Annotated in this window: 11 protein-coding genes; 2 read left to right on the top strand and 9 right to left on the bottom strand. The window is 57.9% G+C overall.

Features of this window, described 5'->3' with window-relative positions; all coding sequences use genetic code 11:
- Nucleotides 1-192: 192 nt before the first annotated feature.
- On the top strand, nt 193-1,017 hold the full coding sequence (locus tag X265_RS37605; RefSeq protein ID WP_128929988.1) for an SDR family NAD(P)-dependent oxidoreductase: 825 nt from the start codon (nt 193-195) through the stop codon (nt 1,015-1,017).
- A gap of 38 nt (nt 1,018-1,055) precedes the next feature.
- On the opposite strand, the gene leuD is transcribed toward X265_RS37605, so the two are convergent.
- The 5 genes from leuD to X265_RS37630 all read right to left on the bottom strand — a co-directional run bounded on the left by leuD (nt 1,056) and on the right by X265_RS37630 (nt 7,682).
- Nucleotides 1,056-1,688 carry a 3-isopropylmalate dehydratase small subunit gene (gene leuD, locus X265_RS37610; protein ID WP_128929989.1) on the bottom strand — a complete coding sequence of 211 codons (633 nt, stop codon included), beginning with the start codon at nt 1,686-1,688 and terminating at the stop codon, nt 1,056-1,058.
- Nucleotides 1,689-1,705: 17 nt separating this feature from the next.
- Nucleotides 1,706-3,115 (bottom strand): 3-isopropylmalate dehydratase large subunit, encoded by a 1,410-nt coding sequence (gene leuC, locus X265_RS37615; RefSeq protein ID WP_128929990.1) that lies wholly within the window; start codon nt 3,113-3,115, stop codon nt 1,706-1,708.
- 316 nt (nt 3,116-3,431) lie between these two features.
- Nucleotides 3,432-4,502, bottom strand: coding sequence for a cupin domain-containing protein (locus X265_RS37620; RefSeq protein WP_128929991.1), 1,071 nt, complete (start codon nt 4,500-4,502; stop codon nt 3,432-3,434).
- Between the two features lie 96 nt (nt 4,503-4,598).
- Nucleotides 4,599-5,507, bottom strand: coding sequence for a fumarylacetoacetate hydrolase family protein (locus tag X265_RS37625; protein WP_128929992.1), 909 nt, complete (start codon nt 5,505-5,507; stop codon nt 4,599-4,601).
- 63 nt (nt 5,508-5,570) lie between these two features.
- Nucleotides 5,571-7,682, bottom strand: a complete 2,112-nt coding sequence (locus tag X265_RS37630) for an FAD-dependent monooxygenase (RefSeq protein ID WP_164933583.1) — start codon at nt 7,680-7,682, stop codon at nt 5,571-5,573.
- Between the two features lie 495 nt (nt 7,683-8,177).
- On the opposite strand from X265_RS37630, the gene X265_RS37635 reads away from it, so the two are divergent.
- On the top strand, nt 8,178-8,921 hold the full coding sequence (locus X265_RS37635) for an SDR family NAD(P)-dependent oxidoreductase (RefSeq protein ID WP_128929994.1): 744 nt from the start codon (nt 8,178-8,180) through the stop codon (nt 8,919-8,921).
- Nucleotides 8,922-9,154: 233 nt separating this feature from the next.
- Here X265_RS37635 and X265_RS37640 read toward each other — a convergent pair whose 3' ends face one another.
- From X265_RS37640 to X265_RS37655, 4 genes are all read right to left on the bottom strand, one after another.
- Nucleotides 9,155-10,111 carry a fumarylacetoacetate hydrolase family protein gene (locus tag X265_RS37640; protein ID WP_164933584.1) on the bottom strand — a complete coding sequence of 319 codons (957 nt, stop codon included), beginning with the start codon at nt 10,109-10,111 and terminating at the stop codon, nt 9,155-9,157.
- 458 nt (nt 10,112-10,569) lie between these two features.
- Nucleotides 10,570-11,574, bottom strand: coding sequence for an IclR family transcriptional regulator (locus X265_RS37645; protein WP_128929996.1), 1,005 nt, complete (start codon nt 11,572-11,574; stop codon nt 10,570-10,572).
- 312 nt (nt 11,575-11,886) lie between these two features.
- Nucleotides 11,887-13,227, bottom strand: a complete 1,341-nt coding sequence (nhaA, locus tag X265_RS37650; RefSeq protein WP_128929997.1) for a Na+/H+ antiporter NhaA — start codon at nt 13,225-13,227, stop codon at nt 11,887-11,889.
- A gap of 166 nt (nt 13,228-13,393) precedes the next feature.
- Nucleotides 13,394-14,041, bottom strand: coding sequence for a PadR family transcriptional regulator (locus X265_RS37655; RefSeq protein WP_128929998.1), 648 nt, complete (start codon nt 14,039-14,041; stop codon nt 13,394-13,396).
- Between the last annotated feature and the right edge of the window lie 36 nt (nt 14,042-14,077).

A 14,077-nucleotide genomic window follows, 5' to 3' on the forward strand; every position in this document is an offset into this window, starting at 1 on the left:
GCTGGGTCAGTGTCCGACGTGACGACATGGAGTAGATCTCGACAGGCGCCAAGGCCGGTCGAGCCTGGCCTTTTACTCAACCGAGCTCGCAAGGCACACATCTGGGCAGCTCAGACTAATGTTGCGTCCCGATGCGTGTGGCCGGTTCTGTCAACAATCCCATTCAATCGACCAGACACGGAGACTTCCACGATGACAGGACACACCAAACAGGAGCCTCGCCTGGCGGGAGGCGAAGATGCGTCCCTCCGGGGCAAGGTTGCGATCGTAACGGGCGCAAGCCGAGGCATCGGTGCTGCCATTGCGCTCGAGCTCGCGCAAGCAGGCGTCGATTCCGTTATCGTCGCCCGGGATGAGGCCATGCTCAACAGCGTTGCCGAACGCGCACGATCATTTGGAACAAGGGTAGAGGTCGTTGCTGGCGACCTGCGAAACGTGGAAACCGTTTCCTGGACGATCGACCGGGCCTTGGCCGCTTTTCAGAAGATTGATATTCTTGTCAACAACGCCGGTGCGACCACGCGGGGGCACTTCCTGGAGCTGCCCGATAGTGATTGGGAGGATGGTTTCGGCCTAAAATTCTTTGGTGCAATGCGCCTCTGTCGGGCGGCCTGGCCTACACTTGTTCAGACGAGTGGATCCGTCGTGAATATCGCCGGTGCAGGCGGCCGAACACCCGACATCTATTTCGCTATCGGTTCGCCAGTGAATGCCGCACTCAATAGTTTCAGCAAATTCCTCGCCGAGCTTGGCATTAGGGACGGCGTGAGGGTCAATTGTATCAATCCCGGCTTGGTGAGGACAGACAGATTGACAAAGCGCCTGACGCTGGAGAGCCGCGAACGACGCATCGACCCTGCCGAAATGGAATATCAGCTCAGCCGCGAGTTGCGCATTGCGCGAATCGGCGAGCCTGAGGATATCGCGGCGCTGGTTAGATTTGTCTTGTCAGATCGCGGTCGTCTCCTGCAAGGGGCTGCTATCGATGCGGATGCAGGTCTGACAAAAACGCTTTAGATTCGCCTAACCGCGCAACTCTGGTTCGTCGGCCCCACTCAGGGAGAATGCCGAGGTTCAGGTCGCGCGTATAACCAGGGCTGGCACGCTCGGCTCTTCTGCTGGAAGTCCTCAATGTCGGCGACGAATCTTAGCGTTTGACCAATCTCGTCGAGGCCCTCTAGCAGCGTTGCGCGACGGGCAGTTGGAATGTTAAAAGCGATTGTCCTGTCGTTCGGTAATTCGATGGTGCAGCTTTCGAGATCCACCGACATCGTCGGATCGTTCGTGGTCGCCAGGTGGTGATGGATCTCATCAACCTCTGCCTGCGGTAACGTGACGAGTAGCAGCCCGTTCTTGAACGAGTTTTCGTAAAAAATGTCGCCAAAGGTGGGTGCAATCACGCAGCGAATACCGAACCGTACCAGGGCCCAAACCGCGAACTCGCGGGAGCTGCCACAACCAAAATTGGCTCCCGCAACAATAACTTTGCTCTTGCGAAAGGGGGCGCGGTTCAAGATAAAGTCCGGCACCTCTTGGCCTTGCAGATCATACCGCCAGATCGCAAACAGGCCTTCCCCCGGATTGCTCTTCAAGCTGCGTTGCCAAGCGACCGAAATGATCGCGTCTGTATCGATGTTAGGGCGCGGGAAACTGGCCGCGACACCCTCGACACGTGTGTATTTCTCCATACGAATTCTCCGGCGGCCTAGGTTAAGTACCTTCTGACGTCCGTTACCGCCCCGGCAATCGCAGCGGCGGCCACCGAGGCGGGACTGGCTAGGTGGGTGCGACTCTTTTGGCCTTGGCGCCCCTCGAAATTGCGGTTCGACGTAGAGATGCAACGCTTACCGGGTCCTACAAAGTCATCATTGATGGCGACGCACATGGAACATCCGGCCTCCCGCCACTCAAACCCAGCTTCCAGGAAGACTTTGTCGAGCCCCAGAGATTCAGCGGCATGTTTAACCTGCGCTGAGCCGGGTACCACAAGCGCGCGTACATGCGAAGCGACCTTGCGCCCCCGCACGACTTCGGCGGCAGCCTCTATATCGGAAAGGCGGCTGTTGGTGCATGAACCGATAAACGCCACGTCGACGGTGAGCCCTTCGAGAGACTGACCGGCCTCAAGACCGAGATAAGTCAGCGAACGGTCCATTGCGGCGCGACGCGCAAGGTCGTTAACCGCCGCGGGATCAGGAATCGGATCGCTGACGCTGCCAACATCCTCGGGGGTCGTCCCCCAGGTGACCTGCGGGCCGATGCTCGTGCAATCAACATCGACCTCTCGATCGAAAACCGCTTCTGGGTCGGTCGGGAGCGAACGCCAGTAAGCCAATGACTGTTCCCACATTTCTCCCTTGGGCGAATAAGGCAGATCGTGGAGATATTCGAATGTGACGTCATCGGCAGCTATAAGTCCAGCTCTCGCACCGAACTCGATCGACATATTGCAGATGGTTTGGCGTTCTTCTATCGACAAAGACCGTATGACGCTGCCGGCATATTCCACAGCGTAGCCACGTCCCGCCGCAACGCCGATCTGACCAATCAATCTCAAAATGAGATCCTTGGCGTATACCCCTCGGTTGAGCTTGCCTTCGAAATTGATACGCATGCGTTTCGGCCGCCGCTGGACGATTGTCTGGGTCGCGAGCACATGCTCCACCTCGCTGGTGCCAATGCCCCAAGCCCAACAACCAAGTCCTCCACACGTTGCCGTATGGCTGTCGCCGCATACCAGTGTTGTGCCGGGCAAGACGATGCCGAGCTCAGGTGCGATTACATGGACAATGCCTTGCCGAGGATCGTCAACATCAATGAGTTCAATCTTATGAGCCTGACAATTTTCACGTAACAGCTGCACGAATTCCCGACCACCAGCGAACGTCTCTCCCGTACGACCTTTCGCCGTGGAAAGGATGTGATCGACAACAGCATAGGTCAGTTCGGGATTACGGGTCTTGCGGCCAGCACGCTTCAAGCCCTCGAAGGCGGCAGCCGATGTGCATTCATGAACCATGTGCCGGTCCACATGAAGAAGAAACACGCCATCTTCAATCTCCCGGATAACATGCGACAGCCAGATCTTGTCGAACAGAGTTTCGCTGTTTGCCATGGCGCTAATCGACTTGTCCCAAGGGGCTTGAATTCTCACGAGGTGAGCGAGCCGTACACGAGCTTTGGGAAGTTAAGAACCTCGGACATTGCCCAATAGGAGAAAATTGCAAACACCCCTTTTGCCCGGCTAGCAAATCGATGCTGTGCGTCAGATGCGCTTAAGTACTCGCGGTCCACGCAAAATAGAACGATCGGCCTGCATCAGGCCTGCGCTATCTACAAGAGCAACTTTCTGGAAACGCGGAGCGAGCCAACGGGTATTGCCTGCGCAAACAACTACGCCGGGCACAACGATTGCAAGAGGCGAAAGCTGCCTATTGACGTCCGTTCGGATGATCTTCTTGGCGAGCCAAACCGAAAGGTTCCAATATAGGCTGATCGCTTGTCCGGAACAGAATCGATTTCTCATACGCAATATATTCGCACCACGACCAAGCCGGCTCTGCGATCACATCGCGCTCTGACCATTCGTGCTTGACGCCATCGATAATGGTGGCACCGCTTCCCTTCGCAACAACACAAAGACTACTCGATGTGCGTCGTCGTGCCTTCGAGTGGAAGCCTTTACGGAATCCGTTCACGTGACAGGCGATTGTCGGCATGACATGCCCACCCGTGATAGGATTTACGTATTCGTAAACGACACCCTCGTACGGGTCATCATCGTCGCGGTCCAGTCCGGCTTGTATCATTGCTTCGGCGGCAGCCCATTTGTACACCAACTGGGGCGAGGCCGGCGGTTGCGCGCGCGTCCGACCTTGTAGCATTCCGAGCGCGCCAATATCTTCGTAAGAGCCCACAGTATTGGTATAGGGTTCTAAGGATTTGCTAGGATGCATCTCGAAACAATCGGCTCGCATGTATGAAACGAATGGGGTATCGAGCGCATCGAACCAAACCATTGGCTCCGTCCCGCCATTGTGCGCGTGACTATGCCAGCACCCTCCAGGCGTGAGCAAAAGATCAAGCTCGTGCATATCCGCGCGCGTGCCATCGACGACCGTGAACGCACCACTTCCCGACAAGATGAAGCGCAGCGCTGAATAGGTGTGCCGGTGCGCCGGTGCGACTTCGCCAGGTAGGATCATCTGCAACGCGCCATTGAGCGTAGGCGTTGCTGCTGCGGACCGTGGCATCCCGGGATTCTCAAACAGAAGAATTCGGCGCTCAGTGCCCGGCCCGGCCAATGATGTCTTAACAGCTTCCTCGAACTCAGCGTGCAAGTCGCGCCACCGCCATACATGGCCGCGCGCCTTGTAGCCCATCTCTTCGGCGACCCCGCTGGTATTCCAGATGGGAATGATACTCAGCCGCTTCATACGATCGGCCCGCTCGGCTGTGGGATCGGCATGTTTCGGATCTGGCTGAGCCGTGCTGTTCGACATTTTGGTTCCTCAACTTTAGTTCGAGCTTGCCGCCACGCTGCGGTTGATTAGACCTGCCGGCTAGCATGAAATTGCAGGACGAGGACTGCGCCTCCTCTAATTTTTGGCTATGCGCGGTGATCGGAGCATTTCGTCCGCCGACCAATCGCCGGCCTCGATCAGGAGCGTCATTTCGCCAATATCCTGTACGCCAACGACGACGCGGTCGCCCGGTACAATTTCGGATACTCCTTCGGGAGTGCCGCTCATGATGATGTCGCCGGGATGAAGTGTATAATAGGCGGACGCGAACGCGATCAGCTTGGGAACCGACCATATGAGGTGTCGCGTATTCGATCGCTGCTTCTCCTTGCCGTTTATGCTCAGATAAAGGTCAAGAACCCCGGGATCGGGAATCTCATCTCGCGTAACCAACCAGGGTCCCAAGACGGAATAGGTGTCGATTGATTTCCGCAGGCTCCGCTCTTCGGGACCACGGACAACCGCGTCGACAGCAACGGCGTACCCAGCGACATACTGCAAGGCGTCTGCCTGCGGGATGTTGCGACCCCGTCGACCTATAACAACACCCAACTCGGCTTCGGGGTCGTGCCTTCGCGTCGGATCGCCCAGTCTGATCAGCGATCCCGGGCCCACTAGCGAACTATTGGCCTTCAAAAAAAGACCGGCTCTGTCGATCGTCTGAACCTCCGATCGGCCCTGCCGCAATTCTTGATTGTTCGTCCCCTCGTCGAGATGGAGCTGATAGTTGACAGGGGCAGCGATGATCTTAGACGGATTAGCGACGGGGCTATCAAGCCGAACCGAGCTCACGGGAATGCGTCGAGCGCGCCCGGCCAGCTCCTGTGCCTTGGCGATGACGCGGTCCAAATGCTCGATCATGATGTCGTGCTGCGGAAACGGCCACTTGAGGCTGGGCAGCACGTCCAGCGCCTCGGTAACGACGAGAATTTCGCCATCTCGCACGATACCAAGCTGATTTCCATCGAAACGACAGAGCCGCATATTATTCTCTCCTATCCAGATAGAGCGGTTAGGGCAGCCAAGCCGCCGGCTTATGCCCTAACCCTATGGCGTCGCCCCGACGTAAGTGTTGGAGTGGGCGTGGCGCCGAATCGCGCGAAAGAACTCGTCCGTCTCCGGCAGAAACTCGAACAGCGCAAAACTATGAATGCTATCGTCGAACAAGTGCAGTTCGGCATCTCCGCCCGCCGATTTAGCAGCAGCGACCAATGCACGAGCGTCGTCAGCGAGGGCTTCTCCACGCGCCGCAAAGACGCGCATCGGTGGTAGCCCGGCAAGATTTCCGCGAAGCGGCGAAATGGCGGGATCATCGGGCTCTCGGTCTTGGATGAACGCACCAGCCAAAGTCAGTAGTCGCCGCCGGGTCATCCAGGGCTCGGTTCGTCTATTGCCGTCGATACTGGCCGCCGTCAGCGTGAGATCGGCAAAGGGCGACAGGAGATAAAGGGCGGCGGGCCGAGTGACATTCTCGTGACGGAGCTTTGCGGCGAGACTTAAAGCAAGACCACCGCCCGAGCATTCGCCACTGACTGCAACTGGGTCTGCGCGCCGCGAAAGCCACGCAAAGGCCGCTCGCACATCCTCCTGCATTTGCATTGGCGTATGTTCCGGGACAAGTCGGAACTCGGGTACCAACGCCCAGCCACCGATCGCGCGCGCTAGACCAGCTGCAAGCAAAACCGAGCTCTTAGCCGAACCAAACACATATCCTCCCCCATGAAGATGAAGAACGGCAGGACCACTTTTCCCGCCGGGGGGAATGACGCATAACGCAGGCACCCCGTCGCAGTCGACGGTTTCTACCGACACATCCTCTGGCAACGCACATAGACTCGACATGAACCGCTCGTAAGCAGCCCGTTCGCTCATCCAGTCTTCATCTTCGAACTTGAGAGCATTCGACCAAAGATCGAACGCGCGGGCGGCGGCCGGCCGCGACGGCCGCACCAATGGACTGGCGTTAAACAGGTCGAATGGCTTGTTTGATTCGGCGACTTCATCATAGCCATAGAGCCACGCAAACCGCTCATACCCAGCTTGGTCGAGCTTCAGCATGCCCCGCCCCATCCGTCCGTAAGCCGCCTGACGCTCGGGTGCCTTTTCATGAAATGCCGTAAGATCGCCGCGACTTTGGTGAAGCAACCGAGTGGTCCGCGGCTTCCGCCGCGCTTGAAACTCGGAAAAAGCGGCTTCCAAGTTGCTCCCGCTCCGGTGCAAACAAGCCGCCAACGCCACCGAATCTTCGAGCGCCATCGCCGCACCGGAGCCGGATGTCGGCAGCACCGGGTGGGCCGCGTCGCCAATCAGAACTATTCGCCCGCGATGCCATTCTGGCAGGGGATAACGATAATTGATCGCCGTGATGAAAGCTTCGGTTACAGCCTCAGTGATCTCTCGGACGTCTTTGCAGGCGTCCTTAAATGAGGCGCGCAAATCCGCGACATCCCCAGCTGTGGCCCAGTCCTCACGATGGATCTCATCGGCAGGTACGTAGAAGGCTGCATAAAACTGTTTGCCGCGACGAATCGGATAGCAAACCACGTGGCGACCCGCACCGCTCCACACATTGGTATCCAATGTTAGCGCTTTGCTGAGAAGCGTCGTTGGTAGAACGGTCCGCCAGGCGAGGAGGCCCGTAGATATCGACTCGCTTTCTCCAAAAATTGCGCTTCGCACCTTGGAACGCAGGCCATCGGCTCCGATTAGGAGATCGCCAAGAACAGCCTCACCCCTCTCGAGAATGACGGTAACACTTCGATCATCTTGCTTCACATCGACAACAGAGCAGTTGAGCCGGATCTCCGTTCCGTCCAAATGTCTTGCAAGAGCGTCGATCAAATCGCGGCGATGCGTCTTGTAAAGCGGGGCGCCATACAGCTTGGCTCCCGCTTCGCCCAGTTGGGTGCGATTGCGTACCTCACCGCTCACCATATCATAAAATGTAATCGTCTCGGGCGGCTCATCCGAGCGCTTTATCTCCGCCGCAATGCCCAGCGATTCAAGAACGCGCATAGCATGAGGTCCAAGGACAACACCTGCTCCAACCTCGCTTAACTCCGCCGCTCGCTCGATGACGGTCACGTCGATGCCGTTACGACGCAAAGCAACCGCCGTAGCCAGTCCGGCCACTCCGGCTCCGACAATCAGGGCACGCATAGCCATCCTCCCGTAGTTGGACATCTGTGACCGATATCCTTTATTCGCAGGTTAAGCTCACCAGTCGTCGAACCGACCAGAGCGCTGCGGGTTAAGGCGAGCTTTCCGGGCTACTCACTGCCCGGTCAATCATCGACCTACGTCGCGCTGCCGCCTTGTCATTTTGGTAAACGTGTTTCCTATTCTGTCGTTTGTCAAGCAGCGCCCAGTCCTGGCGGCAAACCCCAAGCCAAACTCTTTCCGTCGCACAAGTATGCGGCGCAGTATTGTCCTATTCCGCTAGTCGCACCGATTGTAAGTTCCGGCGATACCCTCAAGCCCTGCGGCATGCATACGCCCGCCGCTACACAACTTTTGCTGACCTATGAAACAGCTGATCTCTCCTGTTCGGTGCAGCTTTCCACTATGCGGGGCCGTTCAAAGCGCACCGCCGCCACATAGCAGTGCGACGTGCACCAATCGATGCGACCCTGCTGCGAGCGAGGTTAAACAATAATGGCTGGCCGTCTGGCTGGACGTCACATTTTGATCTCGGGCGGCGGAAGCGGAATCGGCCATGCCACCGCCATGCGATGCGCCGAGGAAGGAGCGGTGGTGACTGTTGTCGGACGGCGGCTCGATTGCTTGAAAGAGGTCGCCAGGTTGACGCGAGGACACGCTATTGCGGCGGATCTTACCGACGAGGCGCAAGCATTTGCCGCGGTGAACGACGCCGCGGCCCTTATGGGCTGTCTCGATGGTATCATCAATTGCGTCGGCAATGCCGAGGCCGCTGTTCTAGAAGATATCGACTTAGCTCGTTGGGACGCGAGTCTTCGCACCAACCTTACGTCTCACTACCTGGTCTGCAGAGCAGCATTGCCACATCTTCGAAAGACTCGAGCAGCAGCCATCGTCAACGTGTCGGCACTGGCAGGTATACGACCCGGTGTAAGCAGCGCGGCGTACGGAGCCGCAAAGGCCGGCGTCATCCAATTTACCAAGACACTTGCTGCCCAGTTGGCGCCCGATATACGAGTGAACTGCGTCTGCCCGGGGGCCGTCGATACTGAGATGATGGACCGATTTTTGGCCGGAAAGTCAGCCTCGCAACAAGACGCTTTTCTGGCGAGGTACGCGCTGAGGCGGCTGGCAATTCCCCTAGAAATAGCAAATCTCTTGCTGTTCCTGGTCAGTTCGGAGGCTCAGTACATCACAGGCAGCAACTATGTCTGCGACGGAGGTCGGGCCTATCAGTGATAGGGAGGTCCTACCGAACGGAACTTGTCACCTGTCCAGTCGACACTGGATCATGACGGCTAGGCTAAGGCTGGCACGCTTGGATAAGGCGACCAGCCTAATTTGCAGATGAGATCGGGCCTAGACAGGCCCGCGATGGCTCGGTGTCGACAGAGCAGGCATGGCGCGCTGCCAAGCCCGCTCAGCCCTTTTGAAAGATCTGACAGTGCGAACCGCGGGTCGGACCGCTTGAACTAGGTCGGCAGCCGCGAATTCGCGGGGACGATCCGCGGCGGCCCCAGAGCGCCACGCTGGGTGCGCGGCTTCTTCACGAAGTCTGCAAACTCGGCATCGACGCCGTATGGCCAGCTGCGCTTGAGAGGGTCCTCCACTAACGTCGTCAGCCGACCGAGCCCCGTTATTTCCTGAACGATGGTATCGCCATGCTGCATCGGACCTAAACCCTGACGGTTGCAGCCTGTCGCGATTATATCGCCTGGGAAGAACGTATTGAACATCGAGGCCTTGTGAATGAGCGCCGGGATTCGATGGGCCATGTCACTTGTGTGGTAGTCCTGCCGTAGCTCGCCGTTGGCCCAAAGCCGGACCTGCAGATCGTGAGGGTCCCGCACTTCATCCTTTGTCACGACCAAGGGACCAAGAGGCGCAAACGTATCCCAATTCTTTTGCGTGAAAAATGACATCTGACCGTTCGACAATATGCCGCGTGCGGACCCGTCTTGAACGATCGTGTATCCAAAAACATAATCCAACGCTTCGCTCTCCGAGACGTCCTTGCAGGTCTTGCCTATGACCACGCCTAGTTCCAATTCGTGATGGACGATGGTCACTTCGACCTTAGGAAGAATCATTGTGTCGCCATCGCCAATGATCGCAGATGGCGATTTGTGAAAGAACTCAAGATCGCTGATATTGCCTTCGATCCCCTCTTTATAGTTCGCTGCGGCGCACAGAATTTTAGATGGTCGCGGCAGCGGCGCTCTCAGCCGCACTTCGGAGACTGGGCGGCCCTTCGTGCGCGACACGTAATCCTCCAAGAGCGGCCGGTAGGTCGCCCAGTTAGTCATCAGACCTTCCATCAGGTATTGAGGCCCGCATTTCGCGAGCGCGGAAACCGGCTTTGTGATGTCGACAATTTCATTCTCTTTGATTGCCCCGGGTATGAACTCGTTGAACAAAGCTAGTTTCATCGAAGTACTCCTCGCATCCCGCTGAAAGCCGCCGCCTAAGGTGCATAAACCAAGGCGCATCCGACGCTGCACGTCGCGACCGACGCAATGTCACTAGGCGTCAAACCCACCAATCAAAATAGTATGGAATTTTGCAAGCGCTGGAACAGCGCAATTTTTTACTCGAATTGCACAGCGAAGCACCGAATACTCTGATGTAAAGCATGGCAGGTCGGGGCTTGCATGACGGTAAGGAGAGCGGCCTCGGAAAGGCGACCGGACCGTAGCTCGCGGCCAAGTCTCTGACGGGAGGGGAGTGAAGGAGCGAGCCCGCCACCTGCGCTCGGCTTCACCTCGTCTGCGGCCATTGGCTTCCATGACCGAATGTGGACGCTGCGGCGCGGCGTGTCGAGCGGCAAGCCAATGATTGGACTTCCACAACATTCGTCCAACTGCTGGCTCTTGCGAGACCAATGCTCCTAAGTTGGCGGCTCGGCTAGGCCGCCCAGGCGCCGCGAAGCTGCTTGCGCGGCGGCGCGGAGCTTCTTTTGAAGTGCAGGTTCGCTATTGATGGACGAACCATGGACTGACCCAAAAAACGTGAGGGCCATTGGCACACGGCCGCGATGATCGAAAATCGGCGCTGCTGTGGTTTCCAATCCTAGTCTGATGACTGTGGGAAATACGGGGTCGAGCAGACCATTGCGTTGCTGCGATGGAACCGATGCTGAGAGACCGAACTCGCGAACCGCCGCACACATGCGCGTCACGTCCTGGCGCCGAATCTGCTGTTCGGGGTTCTCGCGATTCCACACGGCAAGCTCTTGCTTCACCAGCGGGGCAATTTCCCCTCCCTCGCGATAGGCCATGAGCACGCGCCCGGTTGCCGACCATAAGAGCGGGAGCACGCGGCCTTCGTCGATCCGGAAATGATAGCCCAAGCGTCCGGATTGCCAACGCACCACCGTCGGACCAAATGAGCCCCAAACGGAGAGATGTCCGTCAAAGCCGGTCTCCTCACTGAAGGCGACGAGCGCATCCACGCCGATCCGAATGTGATCCAATTGACCGAGGGCAACCAATCCTAATTCGACAACGGCTTGCCCCAAAGCGTAATGGCCTGATCTGACGTCCTGCTCCATAAAGCCCGCCGCGAGCAGGCTTGACAAATACCTATGAGCCCGGCTCGGGCTGAGTCCGCTGACGGTGGCAACATCCTTAAGCGGAAGCGGCCGGCGCTCCTTCGCGATCGCCTGTAGCATTGATAGACCAACGAGCATGGCACGGATGCCGTTGCCGGCCTCTTCCCCGTCCTCCCGTTCACGCAGCGGCATTCCCTTTGACCGGAGCCTGCCGCCAGCTGGAAGGCCCTTAGCTTTTTTCGGATCCGAGCGGAGGTTCTTTTTTCGGGCCATGTCTTTGATAGCGGTGGCTGCGCCGTGGTTCGGATCAAGATCGTTATTCGGTTCCGTGCCGTGCTTCAAGCGGCGGTCGGTTGAGACTTGGGGAGCGAGTGGCTAAAAGCCCGAGAGAAACTAACCGGCCGCTGGGCTGTTTCAAGCGCCAGGCACAACTGGGCAGCCTATCAAGATTACTGCCGGCTGAATGGCCGTGTGAGAGCGCAAACTTTGGTAGCTCCTCTGCTGGAGTAGCCGATCTGGAAGCGCAAAAGAGCCGATGTCGCCCTGCGCGGTGGCAGGTTTTGCTAGGCTACGTCGGATCAACAAACCGGACCGATGATCGTGACAGCGACGATATCGCGGGCCGTGCCGAGCCTGGAAGGACACGAACCGACGTCACGAACGTCGCACGTAGAAGGCGCCCCAGCCAAGGCCGAGCGTCACGGCTATGGCCGAGCCCAACAACACGCCCAATTTTGCTGCCCTTAAAAAACCTTCACTGGAGAAGGCCAGCATCGAGATGAAGATGGACATGGTGAAGCCGATGCCCGCTAGCAGTCCGACGAGAAAGACGCCGCCCCAAGAAACCCCGGGAGCAAGGCAGCAGAACCCCGATCGTACGGCGATCCAGGCCGCTCCGAAAATGCCAAGCGGCTTTCCCACTATCAAAGCAAGTGCGGTGCCCATCGTCACCAGCAGGCCGGCAGCGGGTAGATCCGCGCCCTTTATGCTGACCCCCGAATTCGCCAGCGCAAACATTGGCATCACTCCGTAAGCTACCCACGGATGAAGTACCATCTGCACGCGCGACGCGGGCGGCAAAATCTCACGGTGAGCTATGCGAAGGTCGCGCAACGGCTGCTGCAACAAATGCAGATCTCCTGTTTTCATCGCATCGCCAGTTTTCAACTGTCCGAGCGCTTGCGACGCCACCTCCAGCGGAGGTTCTCGCATCGCTATGGGGCGAGCCGGAGTCATCAACCCGAGCACCACTCCAGCAAGTGTTGGGTGGACCCCGGCAACGAACAATCCGACCCAAACCAACAAACCTGGCACCACATATGGCGATGCCGCACCGATCCCCATCCGCTGGAATCCCAAGACCCCGAGAACGCCAACGGCTGCGATAGCAAGGCCGCCTAATTGCAGAGTTTCGGTGTAAAAGACGGCGATGATCAAAATCGCAATGATGTCGTCGATGATCGCTAGAGCGAGTAGGAACACTCGCACATTGACCGGGATTCTTCGTCCAAGCAGGGCGAGGACGCCAACAGCAAAGGCGATGTCCGTCGCGGTCGGCACGGCCCAGCCGTGTCCCCGAGCAGCATCATTGTTGAGGCTTAGATAGATAAGCGCGGGAACGAGGACGCCACCGGCCGAAGCAATCAGCGGCAGAACGGCCTGGTCAAAGCGGCTCAGTGCGCCCTCATGAACCTCCCGCCGAATCTCCATGCCCACAACAAGGAAGAAGACGGTCATCAATGCGTCATTCACCCAGAAATGCAGCGACTGGGAAAAGACGTACTCACCAAGGCCAATGGTGACAGGGAGAGTCCAAAAGAGGTGGTAACTCGGGGCCGCGGTCGAATTCGCCCAGATCAAGGCCGCGGCTGCTGCAACGAGAAGCACCGCGCCGCTTACTGCCTCAATATGCAGAAATCGGTTAAGTGTGTTCGCAGCCTGTTCTGCCAATCGCTGAGCTGTCGGAAGATCGCCGAATTTAGGATCGTGGTTCATAGGCGCAGATCGTCCGCGTGGCGGCCCGACCATCGCGTTACCTGACGCCGCCCCAATGCAGCGAACACCCATGCGTCCCTATACAGGGTAATGGTGGCAATTCAACGTCGGGACGAGACCCTGGAACAAGGGCCAGCGGCAGATGGCTGTAAACTGCCGAGGGTCTTCATTTTGACTGTGCTCTAGATGCCTTGGCTGGCTCAGTGGCGCGCGACAATTCGCCGGCCAATTTTCGATAGGCTTCCATAGCCGTCAGCTTCAGGTCGCGCGAGAGTCGAATGGCAGATAGCAGGCAGAATTGGCGATGATTGCTCTGTGCCGGCTCCGGCAAACGGAAACGATCAACAAAATCGACCAAGTGTAGGTTGATGGCCGCTATCTCTCCTTCAACGAGCTCGATTTGCCGGTTGAGCACGGCCACAGCTTCACTGGGCGGAAGCAACCGCAATGCCGCCATCTTTACGCTGAACTCGTCCCGGACAGGCACATGGGTCGGACCTTTTCTCGCCCACTCCTTGAGAGCTTCGAGGCCGCGCTCCGTAACCTCGTAGACCTTCTTGTCCGGTTTGCTTTCCTGCGCAATGTCCTCGAACGTGACATAGCCGTGTTCCGCTAGCAGCTGCAGCGTCGGATAGACTTGGCTGTGCTTGGCCTCCCACATGTAATTGCGCGGGGGGCCCATCAATTGAGTCAGCTCATAACCGGTATGAGGATGGTGGGCCAAGCTCGTCAGAATGACATAACCAAGCGTCGGAATTGCTGGAGGAGTTGCCGCAGGGGCCTTCCGTTTTACGGTCGTCTTCTTCTTCGCCATCGCTAGTTCCAAGCTCGCCTAATCTCCAAGCACAAT

It is taken from the genome of Bradyrhizobium guangdongense (assembly GCF_004114975.1).
Taxonomy (GTDB): Bacteria; Pseudomonadota; Alphaproteobacteria; order Rhizobiales; family Xanthobacteraceae; genus Bradyrhizobium; species Bradyrhizobium guangdongense.

Excerpts from the sequence above, each read along its gene's own strand:
- X265_RS37655 (WP_128929998.1), bottom strand. The coding sequence starts at position 14,041 with ATGGCGAAGAAGAAGACGACCGTAAAACGGAAGGCCCCTGCGGCAACT.
- leuC (WP_128929990.1), bottom strand. The coding sequence starts at position 3,115 with ATGGCAAACAGCGAAACTCTGTTCGACAAGATCTGGCTGTCGCATGTT.
- leuD (WP_128929989.1), bottom strand. The coding sequence starts at position 1,688 with ATGGAGAAATACACACGTGTCGAGGGTGTCGCGGCCAGTTTCCCGCGC.
- X265_RS37620 (WP_128929991.1), bottom strand. The coding sequence starts at position 4,502 with ATGTCGAACAGCACGGCTCAGCCAGATCCGAAACATGCCGATCCCACA.
- X265_RS37605 (WP_128929988.1), top strand. The coding sequence starts at position 193 with ATGACAGGACACACCAAACAGGAGCCTCGCCTGGCGGGAGGCGAAGAT.
- nhaA (WP_128929997.1), bottom strand. The coding sequence starts at position 13,227 with ATGAACCACGATCCTAAATTCGGCGATCTTCCGACAGCTCAGCGATTG.
- X265_RS37635 (WP_128929994.1), top strand. The coding sequence starts at position 8,178 with ATGGCTGGCCGTCTGGCTGGACGTCACATTTTGATCTCGGGCGGCGGA.
- X265_RS37625 (WP_128929992.1), bottom strand. The coding sequence starts at position 5,507 with ATGCGGCTCTGTCGTTTCGATGGAAATCAGCTTGGTATCGTGCGAGAT.
- X265_RS37630 (WP_164933583.1), bottom strand. The coding sequence starts at position 7,682 with ATGCGTGCCCTGATTGTCGGAGCCGGAGTGGCCGGACTGGCTACGGCG.
- X265_RS37640 (WP_164933584.1), bottom strand. The coding sequence starts at position 10,111 with ATGAAACTAGCTTTGTTCAACGAGTTCATACCCGGGGCAATCAAAGAG.